Here is a 24,321-nt window from a genome sequence, read left to right as displayed (position 1 = left end):
TGTATACTCACTGAGTAAAAAGAGGATTACCTTATGCCCAAAAAAACGACTAAAGAACCGAGTTTTGAAGAAACACTGAAACAGCTTGAAACTATCGTCACACATTTAGAAAATGGTGACCTCCCCCTAGATGAAGCATTGAATGAATTTGAAAAAGGGGTCAAGCTTGCCAGAGCGGGTCAAAAACAGTTAAAACAAGCAGAGCAACGGATACAAATTTTATTATCTGAAAATAGTGATGCTGAATTGTCAGATTTTTTAGTGGATGATGATGAATAACTTAAAAACGTTGCAAGATCGTATTGATGCTTTTTTAACATCGTATTTATCCGAAAAATCGGCATCGACTTTGCAACAAGCTATGAGTTACAGTTTACTTGCTGGTGGTAAGCGAATACGCCCTATTTTAGTCTATTTAACAGGTCAAATGTTTGGTTGTCCACTTGCTAATTTGGACGAACCGGCAGCCGCAATTGAATCGATCCATACCTATTCGCTTATTCATGATGACCTACCTGCTATGGATAATGATGATTTACGGCGAGGTAAACCTACTTGCCATATTCAATTTAATGAAGCACAGGCTATTTTAGCCGGAGACGCATTACAATCATTAGCATTTACATTATTAGCTGAAAGCCAATTCATCGATGATCAAGCCAAAATTAGAATGATAACCGAGCTGGCACAAGCAAGTGGTTTAGATGGGATGTGTTTAGGACAATCACTTGATTTACAAGCTGAACACCAATCGATATCACTTGAGCATCTACAAAAAATTCACTGCTACAAAACTGGCGCTTTGATAAAAGCAGCGATACGCTTAGGCGCCTATGCGAGCGGTAATCAAGCTATCCCTTATTATGCTAATTTAGATCATTATGCAAAGGCAATTGGACTTGCTTTTCAAATTCAAGATGACATTTTAGATATTATTGGCGAACAAGCCATTATGGGAAAACGACAAGGTTCAGATATTGCACATGAAAAAAGCACTTATCCGGCCTTAATGGGATTAAAAAATGCGCAACAGTTGACACAACAACTTTATCAACAAGCTATCGATAGTGTGAAGCAAATACCTTATAATAGTAAGCCATTACAAGACCTTGCTAGTTATATTATTAATCGTAATAGTTAACACACTCACTCAATAATAAAGATGAATTTAGATAATTATCCGCTATTAAAACAAATTAACTCTCCAACCGATCTTAGGCGCTATCCGCTTTCGCAATTATCTGCGATTTGTCGTGAGCTTAGGCAATTTTTGTTAACTAGTGTAAGTCAATCCAGTGGACATTTAGCTTCCGGTCTTGGCGTAGTTGAATTAACGGTCGCCCTCCATTACGTTTATCATACGCCATTCGATAAAATTATTTGGGATGTTGGACATCAAGCCTATCCACATAAAATTTTAACGGGTCGCCGTGATCAGATGCTGACTATTCGCCAAAAAGACGGCATACATTCTTTTCCACATCGAGAAGAAAGCGAATATGACGTATTAACTACAGGACATTCTTCAACTTCAATCAGTGCAGCATTGGGTATTGCCATTAGTGAACAAAAAAAACAATCAGGTCAAAAAGTTGCAGCCATTATCGGAGACGGTGCATTAACAGCAGGCATGGCATTTGAAGCAATGAATCATGCAGGTCATATCAAACCCGATATGTTAGTGATTATAAATGATAATGATATGTCCATTTCTGAAAATACCGGAGCATTAAATCAACATTTAACGCAAATTCTATCCAGTAAGGCCTATACTTCTTTTCGAGAAAGTGGCAAACGTGTTCTTTCCAATATTCCGCCATTAAAAGAGTTAGTTAAAAAAACAGAAGAACATTTAAAAGGTTTAATCACTCCTGCCATTTTATTTGAAGAACTGGGTTTTAATTACATTGGCCCCATTGACGGACATGATATTGAAAATTTAGTCTCCACATTACAAAGAGTGCGACAATTAAAAGGCCCTCAGTTATTGCATGTCATTACACAAAAAGGGAAAGGCTATGAGCCTGCTGAAAAGAACCCGACACTCTGGCATGGTGTACCAAAGTTTGATCCTATTGATGGAACTTTCCCGTTAGATAAAAAAATTGCACCCACCTATTCGCAAGTTTTTGGTGAATGGCTGTGTGAAATGGCAGAAAAGGACGAGCGATTGATCGCTATTACCCCCGCAATGAGTGAAGGTTCTGGTATGACTGAATTTGCTAAACGTTATCCCAACCAGTTTTATGATGTGGCTATTGCTGAGCAACATGCGGTAACGTTAGCGGCAGGTTTTGCTATTAGTGACTTTAAACCGATTGTGGCAATCTATTCTACTTTTTTACAACGTGCTTATGATCAAGTTATTCATGATATTGCAATACAAAATCTGCCTGTTTTGTTTGCAATAGATCGCGCGGGGATCGTGGGTGCAGATGGAGAAACCCATCAAGGGGCATTTGATTTAAGTTTTTTAAGATGTATACCAAATCTAGTTATCATGACACCAAGTGATGAAAATGAATGTCGTCAAATGCTATATACTGGCTATCTTCATCAAGGGCCTGCAGCGGTACGTTATCCTCGAGGAGAAGGAACAGGAACACCGCTAGCACCTTTAAATGCCATTCCATTAGGTCAATCTAAGGTATGCCGAGAAGGCGAAAAAATAGCTTTACTCAATTTTGGCACATTACTCCCTGAAGTTTTACAAGCTGCCGAGCAAATTAATGCTACAGTTATTGATATGCGCTTTGTAAAACCATTAGATGAGAAAGTACTTTTGCAGATTAGCCAAACCCATAATATACTAGTCACAATAGAAGAAAATAGTATTAAAGGCGGAGCAGGAAGTAGCATCAATGAATTCCTGTTATCGAAAAAAATAAAATGTGATATTTTAAACATTGGATTACCTGACAGGTTTATTCCACAAGGATCACAAAGTGAAATTAGGGCTGAAATGGGATTAAACTCAGAACATATTATCGATAAAATCAATAAATTTATAAATCAATAGGTAAAATATGGAAACTCAAGCTGTCACTATTCAAATTTTTGGACGAACGTTAAAATTTAATTGTCCAGTTGATGAAGTGGACGCCCTCAATAATGCTGCGAGAGATCTCGATCTACGCTTGACAAATTTACGTGAAAAATCACCACAAGTTGGAAGTGATCAACTAATTATGACGGCTGCACTGAATATCTCTTACGAACTGACTAAAGAAAAAGAAAAGAGTGATCAGTTTAGTGGTCGCTTAAAATTATTACAACAGTTACTTGATTCGGCTTTAAACTCTAACAATGAATCACTCTAATTGTAAATTTAATAAAAATACTATTGTATGATTTTTCAAATTTTGTATTATGTTACCCATCTCTGGGATGTTCGCGATTAAGGGTTAGTCCCCTGAGCCGATATTCTTTACTTTAGAATGATGTGACTTTTAATTGGTGTGTATGCCTTAATGTTAAGGAAACCTAAAAATTAAAACACGTTGTTCACCTTGAACCTTGGGTTCAAGGGTTACGACCCTAACGACATCTTGGAGTTTTCCTTTTCTTCATAAGTGATAACTTAATGAACATCCGACAGATTATTCGCCAAAAAAGGCGTCAATTATCGCCTCATGAACGTCAAATTGCCCAGCAACAAGTTTACCAAAAAATTGCTGATTATACTGCCGTTGGACAAGCCAAGAATATCGCAATATTTCTCTCTTTTGATGGCGAAATTGAAACTAAACCTATTATTGAATATTTATGGCAGCAAAATAAAGCTGTCTATTTACCGATAATTCATCCTTTTGTGTCCACTCACTTACTTTTTATTCAATACACGCCTAACAGTCAATTAATCAAAAATAAGTATGGTATTTTAGAACCCGCTTTAAATGTATTAAATGTCATTCCCCATCAAAAATTAGATATTGTTTTCACTCCTTTAGTTGCATTCGATGATCGAGGTTATCGTTTAGGAATGGGCGGCGGATTTTATGATCGTTTGCTAGCTAATTATAAAGCAGACCAAATTTTACCTATAGGTTTAGGTTTTGCCTGCCAAAAAGTTCAGCAACTAAGCAACCAACCTTGGGATATCCAATTACCTCAAATCATTTATGCCTGAATCACCTTTACAATTATATTAAAAAAAGTGATTGAAATTTGTATCATTTAAAATTGAATAGTTGTATACTTATTTACGCTTCATTTCTTAACTTTGTTTTTTTAAACAATGGCTATTCAAAAGTAATAATTTGTAAATTACAATCTTTCTTTTTACAGTATGTTATTCATCCTTTTAGTTCTTTTTTTGTTTTGTATTATTGTTTCATACTCAAGTCTTAGGGAATAAATATTCTAACTCATGGTGGAATTTTATTTCTTAAGACTTTTTTTTATAATAAAAAGGAGTGTAGCAATGTCAGAAAAAAAAGCCTTAACCACCAACAATGGAGCTCCAATAGCCGATAATCAAAATTCCCGTACTGCTGGCCCTCGAGGCCCTGTATTAATTGATGATTATCAGCTTATTGAGAAACTTGCACAATTTAATCGTGAGAACATTCCTGAAAGACGTGTACATGCTAAGGGTTCGGGTGCACATGGTACATTTACCGTGACTAATGATATCACTCAATATACTTATGCCAGTATTTTTGCCAAAGTAGGCAAACAAACTCCTGTGTTTGCCCGATTTTCAACTGTTGGCGGTGAACGAGGTTCATCCGATACAGCCCGTGATCCTAGAGGATTTTCTGTAAAATTTTATACCGATCAGGGAAACTGGGATATTGTAGGTAACAATACACCGGTATTTTTTATACGTGATGCCCTCAAATTCCCAGATTTTATTCACACCCAAAAACGTGATCCTAAAACCAACTTAAAAGATCCGCAAATGATGTGGGATTTTTGGTCTTTGTCACCGGAGTCACTTCATCAAGTTACCATTTTGTTCTCTGACCGTGGTATTCCTGACGGCTTTAGACATATGCATGGTTTTGGTAGTCATACTTACAGTATTATTAATAAAGATAATGTTCGGACTTGGGTTAAATGGCATTTTAGAACGGAACAAGGTATTAAAAATATCCATCCTAAAAAAGCAGCCGAATTAGATGGTAGCAATCCCGACTCAGCACAAGAAGACTTATTTAATGCAATTGAACGCGGCGACTATCCTAAATGGCGCCTTTACATGCAGGTAATGACTGAAGAACAAGCCAATCATCATCCTGAAAACCCTTTTGATGTGACAAAAGTGTGGTCACAAAAACAATATCCATTAATTGAAGTGGGCGTAATGGAACTTAATCGTAATCCAGAAAACTATTTTGCTGAAGTTGAACAAGCCGCATTTGAACCAAGTAATGTCGTGCCTGGAACGGGGTTATCGCCAGATAAGATGTTACAAGGGCGAATTTTTGCTTATGCCGATGCACATCGTTATCGTATAGGCACAAACTACCAACAATTACCGATCAATGCGCCGAAATGTCCGGTACACAATTATCAACGTGATGGAGCTATGCGCTTTTATACACCAGATAATGCGCCTAATTATGAGCCAAATAGTGTTGATAGCGCACCTAAACAACAACCACAATATGCTGAGCCACCGATGCATGTGCCTGCTGGTACAATGGATAGACATGATCATCGTGTTGACGATGATTACTATTCACAGCCACGAGCATTATTCAATTTAATGCGTCCCGATCAAAAACAGCTCCTAATTGATAATATTGTCGGTTCAATGAAAAACGTTGATCGTGATATCCAAATTAGACAGCTTAAACACTTTTATAAAGTCCACCCTGATTATGGTTCTGGTGTTGCCAATGGGTTAGGAATTGAAATCGATCTTATCAAAAGTTAGTTCACCATATAACCACAGTGCCGACTTTGCTTAATCGGCACTGTATGGTTAATAAATTTAGCACTAAGTTAAATAAACAGGCTATTTATTTGTATTTACTCTTATTTTGGCTGGCGAACAGGACTTAACCCTATTGTTGAAAATTTATAGATAAATATAAAACTGTTTTGCTGGTTATTTGGAAGAATTTCTTGAGAAAACAATCAAATATTGTTTTATTTTCAGCTTGGTTAGTGGTTTAACTAAACCAAGCTTATTGTCCTTTTTTAACTACTTATTTTTTTGTCTGACTATCTCAAATAAGCAAACGCCCGTTGCTACCGAGACATTCAGCGATGACACAATTCCCGCCATTGGAATACTGACCAATTCATCACAATGTTCTTTGGTTAAACGTCGCATGCCTTCCCCTTCTGCGCCCATAACCAGAGCCAGTGGAATACTTGTTGATGATTTGTAAAAGTCGGTTTGATAAAGTGTACGTTCTGCTTCTCCAGCCGTGCCCACAATCCACACTTGATACTCATCTTGTAACATTCGCATGGTACGAGCTAAATTGGTTACCCGAACAACAGGGATACTTTCAGCGGCTCCACAAGCCACTTTTTGTGCCGTCGAATTAAGCGGAGCCGAACGATCTTTCGGGACAATAATAAAATTAACCCCTGCGGCGTCTGCTGTTCTGATGCAGGCACCAAGATTATGTGGATCTGTTACGCCATCTAAAATCAGAATAACGGGATTGGGTTGCTGTTCAACTAGTAATGGAATGTCATTTTCTTGATAGGTACGACAGGGTTTTACTATTGCTAAAATACCTTGATGTACACCATTTTTAGATTTGTCATCTAACCACTGGCGATGGGTTATTTTCACGATTAAACCAAGTTGTTCTATTTCATGCACAAGACTATTAAGACGTTTATCTTCCCGCCCTTTGGCGATGTAAACCTCAATAATTCTTTCAGGGGCACGTGTTAAAAGTGCTTCTATAGCATGGATACCGTAAACTGTTTCACTCATCTATTTTTTACTCTTTACTTTCTTACTTTTAGCCGTTTTACTTGTTGATGTCGATGCGATTTGAACCGCATTTTTATCTACCTTTTTGCGCTTTCCTTTATTTTTATTTGTCGCTTTCACCTTTTTTCTAACGCTGCCACTCACTACTTGTTTTTTGCTTTTACGCTTTTTAGCCGGTGCAATATCGTTATTATTTTTATCATTTAGCTGTTTAGCCTTAGTTTTTGCGGTTTTACCATGACGCTTAGGCTTATTATTACTACTGACCAAGGCAAAATCAATTTTTCTTTCTTCAGGATTAACATTTTCTACTTTAACGCTAACTTTATCACCTAAACGGTAACTGTAATGGGTATTTTCACCAATTAAACGATTTCGAGATGCGTCATATATATAATAATCATTTTCAAGCGATGAAACATGTACCAAACCGTCTATAAACAGATCATCTAATCTGACAAAAAACCCGAAGTTCACAACACTTGATATGGTACCATTAAAGACTTCACCCACATGATCTTGCATATAATCGCACTTGAGCCAATCAACCACATCACGCACTGCCTCATCGGCTCGACGTTCAGTCAGTGAACAATGTTCGCCAAAATAGAGCATTTCGTTAATGGAATAACGATGCCCGCCTGTCTTACTGGTTTTATGCTGTTCATTGGCTAATATCCACTTAATAGTTCGATGTAACAGTAAATCAGGGTAACGTCGAATTGGCGAGGTAAAATGACCATACTCTTCAAGTGCAAGCCCAAAATGACCCCGATTTTCTGGATCATAAATCGCTTGTTTCATCGAACGTAAAATAACTGTCTGTAACATATCACTATCAATACGATCTTCAATCGCTAGCATCAATTCGGCAATATCTTTTGATTTTGGATTACCACCGCCACCTAACGATAATCCTAGTTCTTGTAAGATGCTACGTAAGTTATTCATTCGCTCTTCATCAGGACGATCATGAACACGAAACAAAGCAGGTACGTCCGCTTCAATCACCAGTTTTGCTGCTGCAACATTAGCTAAAATCATACACTCTTCAATAATTTTATGTGCATCATTACGTTGTGCTAACTCAATACTTTCGATCCGTTTATCGGCATTGAAAATGAATTTCGGTTCTTCCGATTCAAAACCAATCGCTCCACGAGCAATTCGTGACTTATCTAATATTTTGTATAAGCCATATAGGTTTTCTAAATGTGGCACTAAATCATGGTAATGTTGACGTAGTTCTTTATCACCGTCTAAAATTTTTGCAACTTTCGTGTAAGTCAATCTGGCATGTGAATTCATCACAGCGTCGTAAAATTGATAACCGGTCAAACGGCCTTTGTTTGATACGGTCATTTCACAAACTAAACATAGTCTATCTACCTGTGGATTAAGCGAACAAAGTCCATTTGATAAAGCTTCAGGCAACATCGGCACGACACGAGAAGGAAAATACACCGATGTACCGCGTAAGCAGGCTTCTTTATCAAGTGCTTTATCGGGTCTGACGTAATAACTGACATCGGCTATTGCCACCCATAATCGGTAACCTCCACCACGATTTTTTTGGCAATACACGGCATCATCAAAATCACGTGCATCTTCACCATCAATGGTAACTAAAGGTAGATCCCGTAAATCTTTACGCCCTTTTTTGGCTTTTTCGGGCACTTCATCACCAAATTTACTCACCTCTTTTTCAACGGCTTTAGGAAATTCATATGGGATTTCATGATTACGAAGAGCAATATCTATGGCTAAGTTAGTCCCCATGATTTCACCAAGGACTTCTTTAATGACACCGACCGCTTTTTGACGACGTTCTGGGCGTTGTTGTAACTCAACAACGACGACCGTTCCCATGCGTACTGTGCGTTTCGGTTTACCAGTGATTAAAATATCAAAATTTAAGCGACTATCATCAGGCACCACAAATCCAACGCCTTGTTCAATAAAGTAACGACCAACAATTAAATTACTGCGAGGCTCTAAAATACGCACAACACGTGCTTCTGTTTTTCCACGATATTGATTACTCAGTGGTTGGGCTAAAATTACATCACCTTGTAAGACTTTTTTCATCTGTTCTGGCGATAAAAAGTAATCTTCAGGTTTTCCTTCAACACGTAAAAAGCCAAAACCATCACGATGTGCAATCACCTTCCCCTTAACCATATCTAACTTTTCAGGCAATGCATAACATTTACGGCGTGTAAACACGACTTGACCATCGCGTTCCATTGCACGTAAGCGGCGATGTAGTGCTTCTTTTTGTTCTTCATTTTTAATGGAAACGGCTTGGGCAATTTTTTCTAAATTAGCAGGCTTCGCCTCTTTGGTTAGGTAATCTAATATTAATTCGCGACTGGCTATCGGTGAATCATATTTCTGCGCTTCTCGTTCATAGAATGGATCGTTTATCATAAGGAATATCCAGAGATCATATTTAATCGGTAGCATAACATAGAGTTATGTAACTTAAAATAAACATTCCTTTTTACTACTAATCTTTATCGATATAATTTACATAGCTAAACAAAACTAAATTATTAACATCAAAACCGAATCTAATTCGCCATTTCTAAGCCTATAAATGATATAAATTCAATTATGTTTTATTCATCTATTTAGTGTTTTTTTCACGCTCAATGGCGCGATAACCGATATCATGACGATAAAAACAGCCGTGCCAATGGATTTTATCAACTTGTTGATAAGCACGTTGCTGAGCGTCCAATACCGTATCTCCTAAAGCAGTGACACAAAGTACACGACCACCGTTAGTTAACACATGCCCTTTTTCAAAACTCGTACCTGCATGGAACACTTTACAATCAGCTGTCGATTCAGTAGGTAAACCAATGATTGTATCTTGGGTATTATATTCACCTGGATAACCACCAGCCGCCATAACGACACCTAATGCAGGTCTTCTATCCCACTTGGATTTAACCGTACTTAATTGACCATTTACCGCCGCCAAACATAACTCAATCAAGTCTGATTGCATACGCATCATAATGGGTTGGGTTTCGGGATCGCCAAAGCGACAATTAAATTCAATTACTTTAGGATTACCCTGTTTATCAATCATTAAACCTGCATACAAAAAACCAACATAAACATTGCCTTCTTGAGCCATGCCATTTACGGTTGGATAGATAATTTGTTCCATAACTTTGGTAAACACCTCATCTGTCACAACAGGTGCTGGAGAGTAAGCGCCCATTCCCCCCGTATTTAAACCCGTATCACCGTCACCGACTCGCTTGTGATCTTGACTTGTTGCCATTGGCTCGACATGCTTGCCATCAACCATGACAATAAAACTAGCTTCTTCGCCCGTTAAAAATTCTTCGATAACCACTCGATGACCCGCATCACCAAATGCATTACCCGCTAGCATATCGCGTACAGCATTTTCAGCTTCTTCAAGGGTCATGGCGACAATAACCCCTTTACCGGCCGCTAGCCCGTCGGCTTTAATCACAATGGGGGCGCATTTTTCACGTATATAGGCAATGGCAGGATCAATTTCAGTAAAAGTTTGATATTCAGCAGTGGGGATTTGGTGACGCGCTAAAAAATCTTTAGTAAAAGCTTTAGAACCTTCTAGCTGAGCTGCCGATTTAGTTGGCCCAAAAATATTTAATCCGGCTTTTTGAAAACTATCAACAACACCAAGCACTAATGGGACTTCAGGCCCCACTATGGTTAAATCAATTTGCTGTTGCTGGGCAAAATTAAGTAATCCACTAATATCATTTGCTTTGATATTAATATTTTCTAAATTAGGCTCAAGTGCTGTACCTGCATTACCCGGTGCGACAAAAACTTTTGTAACCAAGGGGGACTGTGCCGCTTTCCATGCTAAAGCATGCTCACGACCACCATTACCAATAACCAATACTTTCATACCCATTCCTTTAATTTGTTCTTAACTGACATTTATATTATACGATCAATGTCTAAAATGACGCATATTAGTAAAAATCATTGCAATATTATGTTCATTAGCAGCTTGAATAACCTCATCATCACGGATAGATCCACCTGGCTGAATCACGCAAGTTACCCCTACTTTAGCCGCAGCATCAATACCGTCTCTGAATGGAAAAAATGCATCAGATGCGACCACACAACCCGCTACTTCTAAATTTTCATCTTGCGCTTTTATACCGGCTATTTTAGCCGAATACACACGACTCATTTGTCCTGCTCCAATTCCAATGGTCATGTTGTCTTTGGCATAAACAATGGCATTGGATTTAACAAACTTAGCCACTTTCCAGCAAAACAGTGCATCAGATAGTTCTTTTTGAGTTGGTTGCCGTTTGGTCACCACTGTCAATTGATTTTCGGTGACCATACCTAAGTCATGTTCTTGAACTAACAGTCCACCATTTACTCGTTTAAAATCTAAACGACTATTCGATGATTGCGACCATTGACCACATGCTAATACACGTACATTTTTTTTTGTCTGCATTATGGCAAGTGCATCTTCATTAATTGACGGTGCTATAATCACTTCTACAAATTGGTTTTCTATAACTCTGGTTGCCGTTTTTGCATCTAAAGAACGATTAAAAGCAATAATCCCACCAAAAGCAGACGTTGGATCGGTTTTAAACGCATTTAAGTAAGCATTCAAAAGGGTGTCACTCACAGCCACTCCGCAAGGATTAGCGTGTTTGACAATCACACACGCTGGCTCATCAAAGGATTTAACGCATTCAAGTGCTGCATCCGCATCCGCAATATTGTTATAAGAAAGTGCCTTACCTTGTAATTGTTTAGCTGTCGCAATCGATGCATCGTTTATATCTTCATCAATATAAAAAGCCGCTTTTTGATGTGCATTTTCACCATAACGCATATCCTGCTTTTTGATAAATTGAAGATTCAATGTTCGTGGAAATTGTCCAGACATTTTATCGATTTCACCATAATAAGGCGGCACTAACTGTCCAAAATAGTTGGCAATCATGCCATCATATTTTGCTGTGTGTTCAAAAGCTTTAATCGCCAAATTGAAACGATATGAGTAGCTCAGGGAATTGTGTTGCTGATCCATCAATTCAATAATGGCCGCATAATCATTGTAATCAACAACAATAGCGACATCTTGATGATTTTTAGCCGCGGCACGTACCATGGTGGGGCCACCAATATCAATATTTTCAACGGCATCTTCTAAACGGCAATCTGATTTAGCGACGGTGTCAGCAAAGGGATACAAGTTAACCACGACCATATCAATCGGTGCAATTTGATGTTGATGCATCACATCATCATCTAAACCTCGCCGCCCTAAAATTCCACCATGAATTTTAGGATGAAGCGTTTTGACTCTTCCCTCCATCATCTCAGGAAATCCGGTATAGTCTGAAACCTCAATGACGGGAATATTGTGTTTCATAAGCAATTTAGCGGTACCGCCCGTAGAAAGAAGTTCAACGTTTCGTTGATGAAGAGCTTGGGCAAATTCGATAATACCGGTTTTGTCAGATACGCTAAGTAAAGCGCGATGAATAGGTCGAAACTGCTGCATGATGGGGCTCCGAAGTTAATACTTTAAATCCAAATCAATTGAATCGGTATTATATAGAAAAGCATCATCGATGTTTAGTGATTAGTTTATATTCTGATAAATTTAATTATATCCTGCAAAGCGAATCTAACATTTTAAGCCTAGCATATGGAGCATTTGAAAATTTCACTTTGAAAAATAGAACAAGCTTTTTTAGTTATAAAAGTGATCTGATTTTTTGTAAAATAAAAAGTATTGTTTGATTGGTAGTAACCGATAAATTGATAGGTAGACGGTTTTAATGTATGACTATCGCAATAAAATTTATTTGGTTAAAAAATGAGTTATTAATGAAGCGGCATAACCTAAACTAAATTGATAACTCATCAAATAACTAAGCAATGAGGTTTAATCGTCACTATAGCCAAGACTGCGTAATGCACGCTCGTCATCAGCCCAACCTGCTTTGACTTTAACCCATAACTCTAAATGAACTTTAGTATCAAAAAAAGATTGCATATCTTTACGAGCTTCAATCCCAATTTTTTTGATCTTTTCACCTTTATTGCCAATGACCATTTTCTTTTGACCATCACGTTCGACTAATATCAACCCATTGATTCGATACATGCCTGTACGTTCATCAACTTTAAATTGTTCGATTTCAACGGTTACCGAATAAGGCAATTCATCCCCTAAAAAACGCATTAATTTTTCACGAATGATTTCAGATGCCATAAACCGTTGCGATCGGTCAGTAATGTAATCTTCTGGAAAATGGTGTTCACCAACCGGTAAATGTTTTTTCACAATATCTTTGATGATATCAATGCCTTCACCCTTTTCAGCGCTAATTGGTACGACATCAAGAAAATTGATTTTTTGGCTGATTTCTTGAATATGAGGTAACAATTGGGTTTTATCGGTAACATTATCAATTTTATTGATCACTAATAAGACTGGAGACTTACAATCTTTCAATTTGTTAGCAACCATTTCGTCATCATCGGTCCAGTGTGTCCCCTCAACGACAAAAATCACCAACTCTACATCACCAATAGAGCTACTTGCCGCTCGATTCATAAGGCGGTTAATCGCTCTTTTTTCTTCAATGTGAAGACCGGGTGTATCAATATAAATTATTTGGTCATTACCTTGAGTATCAATGCCCACTATACGATGACGTGTTGTTTGAGCTTTACGCGAGGTAATAGAAACTTTTTGACCTAATAATTGATTTAATAAAGTTGATTTGCCGACGTTTGGTCGACCTACGATGGCAACGAATCCACAATGTTGTGTTGTTTCTGTCATTTTATACCTAATTGATTGAGTGCTTGTTGAGCAGCAGCTTGTTCGGCTTTACGGCGACTAAGTCCTCGCCCTAAATATTGATGATCATCATTTTCAAGTTTGCATTGAATCAAAAATTCTTGCTCGTGTTTATCACCTGTGACTTCGAGGATCAAATAACAGGGACGTTCTTGATGTATCCCTTGCAAGTATTCTTGAAGTCTTGTTTTCGCATCTTTTTGTTTCACACCCGGTTTAATTTCTGCTAACCGGCTCTGATACCAAGACAATATTAACCGCCTGACATTTTCAATATTACTATCTAAATAGATCGCACCAATAATGGCTTCAACTGCATCAGCGATAATTGATTCCCGACGAAAACCACCGCTTTTTAATTCACCTTGTCCTAAAGTCAGATAATTTCCTAAATTAAATGCTTTGCCTATTTCAGCCAATGTTGTGCCACAAACTAAGCTTGCTCGCATCTGACTTAAATCACCTTCATCTTGCTGTTTAAATCGATGAAAAAGATCGTCTGCAATGGCAAAGCTTAAAATAGAATCGCCTAGAAACTCTAGGCGTTCGTTATGTCGTTTATTCGCACTTCGATGAGTTAAGGCTAATTCAAGTAACGAAAGGTTTTGAAACTGATAGCCAATCGACTGTTGCAATGATTTTAAATTTTTAATACTCATGGCGACTAGTGTATGCCTCCAATACGGCTAAAGCGAATACCCGTAGGCCATTCATCGGGTTGTTTTTCAAAGCTAATCCATATTGCTGTCGCTTTACCAACGAAGTTTGATTCAGGCACAAATCCAAAATAACGGCTGTCGCCACTGTTATCACGATTATCACCCATCATAAAGTAATTGCCTTCTGGTACAACCCAAGTCGCAAGCGGTTGTCCATTTTGATGGAAAAAGTATTGAGGTTTTTCAATTATATTTTCCGTTGTTAAAATATCGTGTGGTTCATCACCTAGTGTTTCTTGCTGTATGTTTATATTTAATGATTCGACAGAGTTTGAATCAGCAATACCTTTTTCTTTATACTGTTCTAAAGTATAAAAATTAGGCCCTGATTTGAATTGCTGATAAACTTGTTTCCAATTACTTAATTTTGGTTCACTGTAATGTAAATCCAGTGGTTGCGTTTTTTGCCCTACACAGTTGATATCACTACTTTGGCAAGCAGGATAAATAAAGAGTTTTTTGTCTTGAACTGAGTAAACAATTTTATCACCAGGCAATCCAACTACACGCTTAATTAAATCAATTTTTGAACCATCTGGGTGTTTAAAAACGGCAACATCTCCGCGTTTAGGGTGCCCTGTCGATATAATGACCGTATTAGTAATGGGATCACGCAATCCATAAGAATATTTCTGAACAGCAATAAAATCACCAATCAAAAGTGTCTGCATCATCGAACCAGACGGAATCTGAAACGGTTCATATAGAAACGAGCGAATGAAAAAGACAACAAAAAGAACGGGGAAAAATGAGGCTAAATTTTCTACCCAGCCTTTTGGTTTACCGACTTGAGCCAGCACTTTTCCATCGATTTCACCATTGCATTGTTTACGGACTTCCTCAACTTTACGCTGTCTTGCAGGCTTCCAGCGGTATTTTTCTAAAAACCAAAAGATACCCGTTATCAATGTTGCTATTGTTAATATGATGGCGAATGTATTAGCCATTTTTTTTCCTCTTTTACTGGTTAATCTTTACCGACATGTAAAATAGCTAAAAACGCTTCTTGTGGTAATTCAACATTACCCACTTGTTTCATGCGTTTTTTACCCTCTTTTTGTTTTTGTAAAAGTTTTTTCTTACGACTAACATCACCACCATAACATTTTGCTAATACATTTTTACGTAATTGCTTAACGGTCGAACGCGCAATGATATGATTTCCGATTGCTGCTTGAATAGCAATATCAAATTGTTGACGTGGAATTAAATCTTTCATTTTTTCAACTAATTCGCGACCACGGTAAGGTGCATTGTCCTTATGAGTGATTAACGCTAACGCATCAACACGTTCTCCGTTAATGAGTACATCTAACCTGACCATATCGGCAACTTGGAAACGTTTGAAACTATAATCCAATGAAGCATAACCACGAGAAGTTGACTTTAATTTATCAAAGAAATCTAAGACCACTTCAGTCATAGGGATTTCATAGGTTAGCGCCACCTGATTTCCATGATAAACCATATGCGTTTGTACTCCACGCTTTTCAACACAAAGTGTAATAACATTGCCAAGATAAGTCTGTGGTACCAAAATGTTACACTCGGCAATAGGCTCACGCAATTCTTGAATATTGTTAACAGCAGGTAGTTTAGCAGGGCTGTCAACATAGATTATCTCGTTTGACGTTGTCAGCACTTCGTAAACTACTGTTGGCGCTGTCGTAATCAAATCTAAGTTGTATTCACGCTCTAACCGCTCTTGAATGATTTCCATGTGTAATAATCCAAGGAAACCACAACGGAAACCAAACCCTAATGCACCTGAGTTTTCTGGTTCATAAAATAGCGATGCATCATTTAGGCTTAATTTTCCAAGTGCATCACGAAAGGCTTCATAATCATCCGAACTAGTCGGGAATAACCCAGCATAAACCTGGGGTTTTACTTTTTTGAACCCCGGTAATGGGTTTTCTGCTGGCGTTTTAGCAGAAGTTAATGTATCACCAACAGGAGCCCCTAAAATATCTTTAATTGCACAGACAACCCAACCTACTTCACCACATTGTAAACAGGTTTTGTCGACTTGTTTTGGGGTAAATATTCCAAGGCGATCAACATTGTAAGTCATTCCTGTGCTCATCACTTTGATTTTATCCCCTTTCTTTAGTTCACCATTTTTAATGCGAATTAAAGACACAACACCAAGATAATTATCAAACCATGAATCAATTATCAATGCCTGCAAAGGTGCATTTGAATCGCCTTCAGGTGGCGGAATATCATTAACCAATTGTTCGAGTACATCAATAACCCCCACACCTGTTTTTGCTGAACAGCGAACAGCATTAGAGGCATCAATACCAACAATATCTTCGATTTCTTCTGCCACACGTTCCGGCTCAGCAGCGGGCAAATCAATTTTATTTAGCACTGGGACAACTTCAAGATTCATATCTAAAGCGGTATAACAGTTTGCCAGAGTTTGTGCTTCAACGCCTTGACCTGCATCAACCACTAACAACGCCCCTTCACAAGCCGCTAACGATCGCGATACTTCGTAAGAGAAGTCAACATGACCGGGGGTGTCAATAAAATTAAGCTGATATGTCTCACCATTTTTTGCATGATAATCGAGCGTAACACTTTGTGCTTTAATTGTTATACCACGTTCACGTTCAAGATCCATTGAATCTAAAACTTGTGCTGCCATTTCACGATCAGAAAGGCCTCCACAAATTTGTATGATGCGGTCTGAAAGTGTAGATTTACCATGGTCAATATGAGCAATAATTGAAAAATTGCGGATATTTTTATTCATATCAATAAATTATATTTTGTATTTTAGTTGTAAACTATTAACTATTTAAATACCGAATAGTGATAAACAGTATCTCATAATAATTATAAAGCTAGAAAGAGTAGCATTTTACACATTTATCACTGCTAAGCATAGCGTTATCGAGAAGTTAGCCACTATTTCTCAATAATATTTTGTGCAATACGTTCTATAGTCGTTCGCGGTAGATTACCAATAATGATAATATTCTTTTTAGCAATATTGGTTGAAAAAATGGTTCGTCCACCTTGTTGGATAAACTGATTAGCCTGATTTGCTTTTTCGGAAGAAACATTGACTGTAAATGAAAAAACGCCATCTGAAAAAAGCTTTGTGGCTATATCTGAATTATAAAAATTGACATTATATGCTGCCACTTCTTTAAATCCTTTGGGTAGCCATGCTAATCGCCATGAATCGAGTACGTTTTCTTGTTTTTCAATAGATAATAAAATAGGGTAGCTTCGAGTTTCGATGTATTCCTTTACTGCTTTTTTATCAAAATTTTCGTCGAGATCGACGACTTTAAGTTGGCTGATAATTTCGCTATGTTGATCTAATAAATCTATACGAATCGGTAGGTAAATTTCATCATCAACCCAAATAACATAGCTATAACGATCTTTATCTTTTGCGACCATTTTAACCAATTGTACGCTACGATTTGCTGTCCGTGTTTTTCCTAATAAAGTAAAGTCATATACATCGGTAAGTTCATTAAAATCGTTATATATAATATCTGGGAAAGCCTCAACAATTCGTGAACTGCTTATCGAAAAAGACTCGCTATCCGGTTGGAAGTAGCTAATGACGTTTTCATGTAAAATAATTTCTCTCGCAGCACCTTCAAGATAAAGTAACAACGCTTTGACATCTTTTTTATTTTCCGCACCTAAATGCGTGTATTCATATGTGGTAACGTATTGATTTTTATCTTGTGATAAGAAGTGAATTTGATAATCTTGAGTTTGCACTGCCTTGCTCATTTTATTCAGCAGAGCGACAGGATCATTATTTTCACTAGCTTGAATTGACAGGGACATTAGCAGAAAAAACAGACTAGCAAATATATAGCTACTCTGTTTTATCATTGTTTGGAAATTTGAATAAAATTTTAATTTCATTTCGGATTACTGAGCATTTAACCTTTTTTGCAGTTCATAATCTTGTACAAGTAATCTGATTTTATCATATTGTCTTTTTTCTAGAAGTTGCTGATCATTCTGTTGCTGTAGTCCTCCAACAGGCGCAACATTGACACCAACAGGGATGGTATTTAAAGTTGGGATATTACTATCACTATCAGATTGACGTTGTTGATATTGTACACCCGCAATAATCGCTAAAGTAACGCAAGCAGCAAGACCAACTTGACTGACTTTTGCCATGACGTCTTTGAGACGAATCCAAATAAGATTTTGTTTATTTGGTCGCGATATTTCATCCTGATTAGGTTGATTGGTTAATTTGTTATAGATATCTTCTTTAGCAATGGCGTTTGCCACTTGTTTAGAAATATCCAAAGTTAATGCGCTACTATGCAAGTCACCACGCATTGCTTCTCTGGCAATATGATAGCGATGCCAACATGATTGAAGGCTTTCATCATTTGATATTTCATCAATGAAATGATCACTTGTAAACTCGCCATCCATAAGCAATGAAAGTTGCTCTTTCTGTTCAATTCGCATAGTAGATACCTTAAATTTATGACTACTCATTATCATTTTGTATTCAACCAATTAATGGTTTTAATTTTTCATCAATCGCATCTCTTGCTCTAAAAATGCGTGATCTCACTGTTCCAACCGGCGTATCCATTATTTCTGCAATCTCCTCATAACTTAAACCATCAATTTCACGTAATGTAATTGCTATTCTTAAATCATCAGGAAGCGCATCAATTGCTTCAAATACGGCTTTTTTAACTTCATCAGAAAGCGCTAAATTCTCAGGATTATCAAGATCCCTGAGCGAATCAGCTCCTTCATAACTTTCCGCCTCGCTTGCATCAATATCCGATGAAGGTGGTCTTCGACCTTGAGACGTTAAATAATTCTTTGCTGTGTTAACCGCTATGCGGTATAACCATGTGTAAAAAACACTTTCCCCTTTAAATAAGCTTAGCGAACGATAAGCTTTGATAAAGGTTTCTTGTACAACATCTGGCACTTCAGAAGCGAGTACATAACGAGAAACCAAGTGAGACAATTTATTTTGATAACGAACCACAAGTAAATTGAACGCATTTTTATCTCCGTTTAATACACGGTCAACTAAAACTTGGTCTGTTACTTGCTCCCCCATTAAAGGCCATTCCTCATTATGTTAATAACTGTTGCTCGGCCAAAACGCTGCACTCACACAGTTAGATTCTTAAATTAAAAAAAAGTTCCATTATTTTAATAGAAATTTTATTTTGGGATCTATTAATAATTAAATTAAAGTTTTTTAGAATTAAAACCAGTTGATTTATTTAACTATTTTTCATAACACTATTGTGTAATGACATTTTAAATAATGCTAATTTAATAAAAAGATCTCACGCTTACCAGCATCATTATAGGTGATTTGGTAGAATTGAGGTAGATTAAAATTGACTGAACTACTCGTTTTAAAGGTAAAACGATCATCGGATAGCACATAAAAATCATTTATATCTTTAACCATACTCTCCTTTGTGCCGTTGCAATTACGGTAAATTTCTATTTGGTTATTTTCATTCAAAATGTAAAGATCGAATCCTGAATCGGTATCTTCAAAAAAGAATTGAATGATTCCCTCATAGGCAACACTGTCAATTTCTTTTGGTAACTCATTTGTTTGATCCAAAATATTTAACGGGCGACCTTGTACTTTATTGTTCGATACTGCCCCATAAAAATCGATTGCATTATCAAACTGATGAAAAGAGACCCCTAACCTTTCAAAAAAGAGATACCATGAAGAACCACCTATCCGTAATGGTTTAACTTGTGTCGAATTATTTTGTGTCGTGGTTAATCGTAATTCTATACATTCATCCATTAATGTTTTCATTTGTTGCTTAATTTCATTACCTAAATATTTACTGTAGCAAAAAATTTCCATAGGATTAGGTAAATCCGCATCTTTGTGCATGCGATTTAATAACGTTTTAATCGCTTCCAGTACGCACAACGCTCCGCTAAAATGTAGTACACGTATTTCATTCCATGAATTGCGATAAAGCAAATCAACCGATCCCACTAAACTTAACTCTTTTTTTCCGTAATTTAACACATTGTTGCTAAACTCAAATTCAAAATCTAGATTAGTACTAGGATCATCTTCAAGATTTAACATGATTGCTAAATGACGAATTTCACAAGGCCCATATAACTGTTCTTCCGTCGCCTTTGGAATTTCTATAGGAAAATATTCTTTTAAGTTCTCAATCAATTTATTGATTTTCGAGTTATCTCTTTTTTCACCGTCATGACAGTAAAATTGAGTTTTATCTGAGATTAAGCCATTAAAATAACACCAACCGACTAGTTTAACCAGATATTTACTATATTCTAAATATTGATGACCTGAAATTGAGTTTAATACCGGTTTTTGATTATACACATACCAACCGGCACGATTAATTCTATCTTCTTTTACGTGGATAAACGTTAATGTTTGTTCTTGCAAATTATTAGCAATATTTAACTTTAACGTCGTTATTTTTCCGGGTAATACTTCAAAAGAAGCGTAAAGCTTACGAGTTAATATTGCCATATCTTGTGGACTAATGAGAGAATCCAAATTATTACGGCGCCCAAAATTAAGTAAATTTCGGTATCCTGTCATCATGGTTTGCAGTAATATTTCATGCATTTCTCGAACTTGCTCTATCTTCCAAGTATGACTCGCATCCAATTTAGCTAAACGCTCTGACGTCCAGCCCCACTCTTTTACCAGATCATTCAAAACGTCCCGACGCCAGGAAACAGCTTTTTTTGTTTGAGAAAGTTTTTCGTTTACTTTTAGATAAAAACAGATTCTGATCAGATCCAGCCTTTCAAAATCTTTAATCTCGATTAAATATTGAGTGATCCTATCTAAAAGCATATAGTAAGAATCTAAATTTATTCCCTTTTGAGTTAGCGATTTTTGGATACATTCTCGCATTTCATAAGCTATGGGTCTATTTTGCGGATATATCCAAGAATAAGCTTCTAGTAGTAACGTTTTGAGCACCGCTTTAAAAGGAGAATCGATACTTTTGTAGAGTTGCCATAAACTGGCTCCAAAATACTCTTCAGCAGAAAGACCTGTTAAAGGTCCAAAATCGATCCACTCTTCCCGCTTAATTAGCTTTGAATCAACCAAAGCATTCACACACTGTTCATAAGTCGAATAGCTAACGTTATTCACGGTGAAGTTATAGGGCACCACAAACCATAACAGATATTTTCCTGCTAATAGTGTGGCTGTTCGATAAAATTCCTCAAGTAATAAAATGTGTTGCGCAGAACCACAATTTTCCCCCATTAAACATTCATGATGTTTATTGATGAAGCGATCGACATCAACGACAAATAAGGTTAATTTTATATTTTGTTCTTTAGCCCAATTTTCGACTAAACGACATTTTTCAATTAAGGCTTGCTTTCTTTTTTCGGATAAATTATTTTCAATACAAAGCCAAATATCTAAATCGGATTCGACTGATTGTCCAATCGAACATGTACTACCCATGGAGTAGAGTGCCGATATTTCGGGATTGTTCACATTTGGAATAGCCTCAAATTCAAAACAGTTCTTGAGTTGCAAACAAATCTCATCGGTTGTCTGGTAATAAGCGATTCCTGATGGAGTATCTTCAGCAAGATAGCCAGGCAATTTAGGGTGATGAAAATGAAAAATGGCGGGTAGCAAAGAAAATACACGTTGAAACTCAATTGACATCCCAGTCAAAGCACGTTCATGTTTTAGATGGACAAGATCTTTAAGTTCTTTTTTTATGTTATTAATATAATATAGCATAACTTTATCTGGATGAAACACGTGTACTACTAACGGACTGCCTCAATCTAACATTTTATGAGTAGAAGGTAAATAGAATAAAAAATATAAAAATTTGTTAAGTGAACTATTATGATAACAATAGAAAAAATTACGAATCAATTTAAAACAAATAGTAACGCGAGCTCGATTGATAACAAAGCTGCAGTACTTTTACCCATTATTAACGATGGCAAACAACCTCAATTGTTATTTCAGGTCAGATCGAACAAACTTAAATGGCAACCAGGCGATATCTGTTTTCCTGGCGGTCGGGTAGAATTGACTGACTTAGATCCAGAATATACCGCAAAAAGAGAAACATTTGAAGAATTAGGTATCCCAATGAGTCAAATGACTATTTTAGGAAAAATGCCTAAATTTATCGCCGCATTGGGGCTAGTCATTTATCCGTTTGTTGCAAAAATAGATTCCCTTGATAATTTACAGCTTAATCGGGATGAGGTCGAACAAATATTTACCGTACCGATTGATTGGTTTATTGAAAATCCCCCGCAACAAGCTGTAATGCTAATCGGGCATAAACCATCAGATAACTTTCCTTTTCATCTATTACCAAATATCCGCTCTGACTGGCAAAAAAGATCGGAGCATAATATCTTGTATTATTCATATAATAATCGTATTATTTGGGGATTAACTGCCCAAATTTTATCTAATTTTATCAATACAATTAGTCGTTAGTTAAAATGGATAACTCGAAACCAATTTAATTATTCATTTATTTAAAGCTTTTTTTGTAGCAATTTGTAGTAATTTTAGCAATTAATGCTAAACAATATGTCCATGTAACAAAAAATCCTTGAGAATCACTCAGTAAATATTTTAAATAGATAGCGTTGTTTAATTTATCTCTCGTTAACAACTTTACGTCTGAACACTTTTGAAAGTTAAAAAAAGACAACATCTGAGAGCTAATTAAGATTTCTACACTCTCTATTAAAGATTTCATCTCTACCCATTGAATAATTGTTAAACATTGATTATTAATTTCAATCATTTAAAAAATAAGGGTATTATCATGAAACGTTTCAATAAATCATCGATCGCATTAGCTGTAGTATTATCGTTACCGTTCGTTAGTGTTTATGCTGCCTTACCTTTAACCGATGAAGAAAGTAGTAATTTAATTCCAATGAAAGAGATTTCGGTAACAGGTAATTATTTGCAAGCGCAAAATGCGGAAGATGATATTTCAAAAGCAGCCGATGAAGCTGGAGCTAAGTATTATCATATTAAAGCACTTGAAGCGGCAGAAACATCAAGCTCAGCTGATTCTGCTATTGTCTATGCTGATATTTATCAATCTAATGCACCGATTGCATTAAATAAAGAAGAAACAACTTATAATGGTATAGTTGCTTATGAACGTAACAAAGCACTTTATTATTTACCATTTGAAGTTGTCAAATTTAAAGGAAGTTTTAACAACACATCTGAAATCACCACTGAAGCAAGTAAAATCGCAGCAGATAAAGATGCTTATGCATTTTATATCAGCTCTATCGAGCCTTCTAATCTAAAAAATCAATCTCAAGATGTTGAAGTGGCTTTATATAAAAAAGATGCGCCAGTAAGAGATTATATCGTTACCAAAGCAATTGAAGGTGAAGATGCTTATGAAATCAGTAGTGATGCATTTAAAACGATGAAACCTTATACCACAATTGTTTTCCATGGCGTCTTTAACAACACTACTGAAATAAGTGCTGCTGCACAGAAACATGCAATTGCAAATGGCGCTCAATTTTATTACGTAAAAGAGGTATCAACCAACCCAGCCAATACAGCACAAACAGTTTATGTTAATTTATATAAATAAAATATCTTAATTGCATTTTCCACGTGTTAGAGAACTCAATCACTTTAACCCGTGGAAAACATAAAATCTTACAATACTTAAATAGTGAATAATGCTGTTTAAATAGCCAACCTTTATCTGTTTAATAATTTATTTGTTAAAAAAATATATCAAAATTCATTACAAAACATAATTTTAAGAAACACC

At 36.5% G+C, this 24,321-nt stretch carries 20 protein-coding genes and 1 other RNA gene; 9 read left to right on the top strand and 12 right to left on the bottom strand.

The window, feature by feature from the left end; translation table 11 throughout:
• Window positions 1–33 precede the first annotated feature (33 nt).
• The 7 genes from xseB to ACGH6R_RS05855 all read left to right on the top strand — a co-directional run bounded on the left by xseB (window position 34) and on the right by ACGH6R_RS05855 (window position 5,884).
• The gene (gene xseB / locus ACGH6R_RS05885; protein ID WP_065559557.1) at window positions 34–279 is read left to right on the top strand and encodes an exodeoxyribonuclease VII small subunit; all 246 of its coding nucleotides are present in this window, start codon (window positions 34–36) and stop codon (window positions 277–279) included.
• Window positions 269–1,141: a (2E,6E)-farnesyl diphosphate synthase gene (gene ispA / locus ACGH6R_RS05880; protein ID WP_411590012.1), complete on the top strand. Its 873-nt coding sequence runs from the start codon at window positions 269–271 to the stop codon at window positions 1,139–1,141. The genes xseB and ispA overlap by 11 nt, the downstream gene beginning before the upstream one ends.
• Window positions 1,142–1,156: 15 nt before the next feature.
• A complete protein-coding gene (gene dxs / locus ACGH6R_RS05875) occupies window positions 1,157–3,019 on the top strand; it encodes a 1-deoxy-D-xylulose-5-phosphate synthase (RefSeq protein ID WP_411590082.1) in 1,863 nt (620 codons plus the stop codon).
• A gap of 7 nt (window positions 3,020–3,026) precedes the next feature.
• Window positions 3,027–3,320: a cell division protein ZapA gene (gene zapA / locus ACGH6R_RS05870; protein ID WP_065559560.1), complete on the top strand. Its 294-nt coding sequence runs from the start codon at window positions 3,027–3,029 to the stop codon at window positions 3,318–3,320.
• Between the two features lie 56 nt (window positions 3,321–3,376).
• Window positions 3,377–3,559, top strand: a non-coding RNA gene (ssrS, locus tag ACGH6R_RS05865) — 6S RNA.
• Window positions 3,560–3,583: 24 nt separating this feature from the next.
• Entirely contained in the window at window positions 3,584–4,129 is a 546-nt protein-coding gene (locus ACGH6R_RS05860; RefSeq protein ID WP_411599148.1) for a 5-formyltetrahydrofolate cyclo-ligase, read from the top strand.
• 294 nt (window positions 4,130–4,423) lie between these two features.
• Window positions 4,424–5,884 (top strand): catalase, encoded by a 1,461-nt coding sequence (locus tag ACGH6R_RS05855; RefSeq protein ID WP_267361072.1) that lies wholly within the window; start codon window positions 4,424–4,426, stop codon window positions 5,882–5,884.
• 270 nt (window positions 5,885–6,154) lie between these two features.
• Here the strand turns inward: ACGH6R_RS05855 and rlmB are convergent, their stop codons facing one another.
• From rlmB to ACGH6R_RS05795, 12 genes are all read right to left on the bottom strand, one after another.
• Window positions 6,155–6,907, bottom strand: a complete 753-nt coding sequence (rlmB, locus tag ACGH6R_RS05850) for a 23S rRNA (guanosine(2251)-2'-O)-methyltransferase RlmB (RefSeq protein ID WP_411599147.1) — start codon at window positions 6,905–6,907, stop codon at window positions 6,155–6,157.
• Window positions 6,908–9,337, bottom strand: a complete 2,430-nt coding sequence (rnr, locus tag ACGH6R_RS05845) for a ribonuclease R (protein ID WP_411599146.1) — start codon at window positions 9,335–9,337, stop codon at window positions 6,908–6,910.
• A 199-nt stretch (window positions 9,338–9,536) separates the two neighbouring features.
• Window positions 9,537–10,829: a phosphoribosylamine--glycine ligase gene (gene purD, locus ACGH6R_RS05840; protein ID WP_411599145.1), complete on the bottom strand. Its 1,293-nt coding sequence runs from the start codon at window positions 10,827–10,829 to the stop codon at window positions 9,537–9,539.
• Window positions 10,830–10,874: 45 nt separating this feature from the next.
• The gene (gene purH, locus ACGH6R_RS05835) at window positions 10,875–12,467 is read right to left on the bottom strand and encodes a bifunctional phosphoribosylaminoimidazolecarboxamide formyltransferase/IMP cyclohydrolase (RefSeq protein WP_411599144.1); all 1,593 of its coding nucleotides are present in this window, start codon (window positions 12,465–12,467) and stop codon (window positions 10,875–10,877) included.
• Window positions 12,468–12,854: 387 nt separating this feature from the next.
• Window positions 12,855–13,760 carry a GTPase Era gene (era, locus tag ACGH6R_RS05830; RefSeq protein ID WP_411597170.1) on the bottom strand — a complete coding sequence of 302 codons (906 nt, stop codon included), beginning with the start codon at window positions 13,758–13,760 and terminating at the stop codon, window positions 12,855–12,857.
• On the bottom strand, window positions 13,757–14,437 hold the full coding sequence (gene rnc / locus ACGH6R_RS05825) for a ribonuclease III (RefSeq protein ID WP_267361084.1): 681 nt from the start codon (window positions 14,435–14,437) through the stop codon (window positions 13,757–13,759). Before rnc ends, era begins: the two co-directional genes overlap by 4 nt.
• A 5-nt stretch (window positions 14,438–14,442) precedes the next feature.
• On the bottom strand, window positions 14,443–15,444 hold the full coding sequence (gene lepB, locus ACGH6R_RS05820) for a signal peptidase I (protein ID WP_411599143.1): 1,002 nt from the start codon (window positions 15,442–15,444) through the stop codon (window positions 14,443–14,445).
• A 20-nt stretch (window positions 15,445–15,464) separates the two neighbouring features.
• Window positions 15,465–17,261, bottom strand: coding sequence for a translation elongation factor 4 (gene lepA, locus ACGH6R_RS05815; RefSeq protein ID WP_065559570.1), 1,797 nt, complete (start codon window positions 17,259–17,261; stop codon window positions 15,465–15,467).
• A 155-nt stretch (window positions 17,262–17,416) separates the two neighbouring features.
• Window positions 17,417–18,403, bottom strand: a complete 987-nt coding sequence (locus tag ACGH6R_RS05810) for a MucB/RseB C-terminal domain-containing protein (RefSeq protein ID WP_267350579.1) — start codon at window positions 18,401–18,403, stop codon at window positions 17,417–17,419.
• 6 nt (window positions 18,404–18,409) lie between these two features.
• Complete coding sequence (locus ACGH6R_RS05805) at window positions 18,410–18,970, bottom strand: RseA family anti-sigma factor (RefSeq protein ID WP_267350581.1); 561 nt, start codon at window positions 18,968–18,970, stop codon at window positions 18,410–18,412.
• Between the two features lie 43 nt (window positions 18,971–19,013).
• On the bottom strand, window positions 19,014–19,586 hold the full coding sequence (gene rpoE, locus ACGH6R_RS05800) for an RNA polymerase sigma factor RpoE (protein ID WP_267350583.1): 573 nt from the start codon (window positions 19,584–19,586) through the stop codon (window positions 19,014–19,016).
• A gap of 216 nt (window positions 19,587–19,802) precedes the next feature.
• Entirely contained in the window at window positions 19,803–22,274 is a 2,472-nt protein-coding gene (locus tag ACGH6R_RS05795; protein WP_411599142.1) for a class I adenylate cyclase, read from the bottom strand.
• A 111-nt stretch (window positions 22,275–22,385) separates the two neighbouring features.
• Here ACGH6R_RS05795 and ACGH6R_RS05790 point away from each other — a divergent pair, with 111 nt between their 5' ends.
• Window positions 22,386–22,997 carry an NUDIX hydrolase gene (locus ACGH6R_RS05790; protein WP_267379198.1) on the top strand — a complete coding sequence of 204 codons (612 nt, stop codon included), beginning with the start codon at window positions 22,386–22,388 and terminating at the stop codon, window positions 22,995–22,997.
• A gap of 337 nt (window positions 22,998–23,334) precedes the next feature.
• Entirely contained in the window at window positions 23,335–24,135 is an 801-nt protein-coding gene (locus ACGH6R_RS05785) for a YdgH/BhsA/McbA-like domain containing protein (RefSeq protein ID WP_267350588.1), read from the top strand.
• The last annotated feature ends 186 nt before the right edge of the window (window positions 24,136–24,321 follow it).

This window comes from Gilliamella sp. CG13 (genome assembly GCF_046635805.1).
In the GTDB taxonomy this organism is placed as follows: Bacteria; Pseudomonadota; Gammaproteobacteria; order Enterobacterales; family Orbaceae; genus Gilliamella; species Gilliamella apicola_I.
The sequence above is the reverse complement of the archived record's forward strand: the minus strand, read 5'-3'. Positions and strand labels throughout refer to the sequence as shown.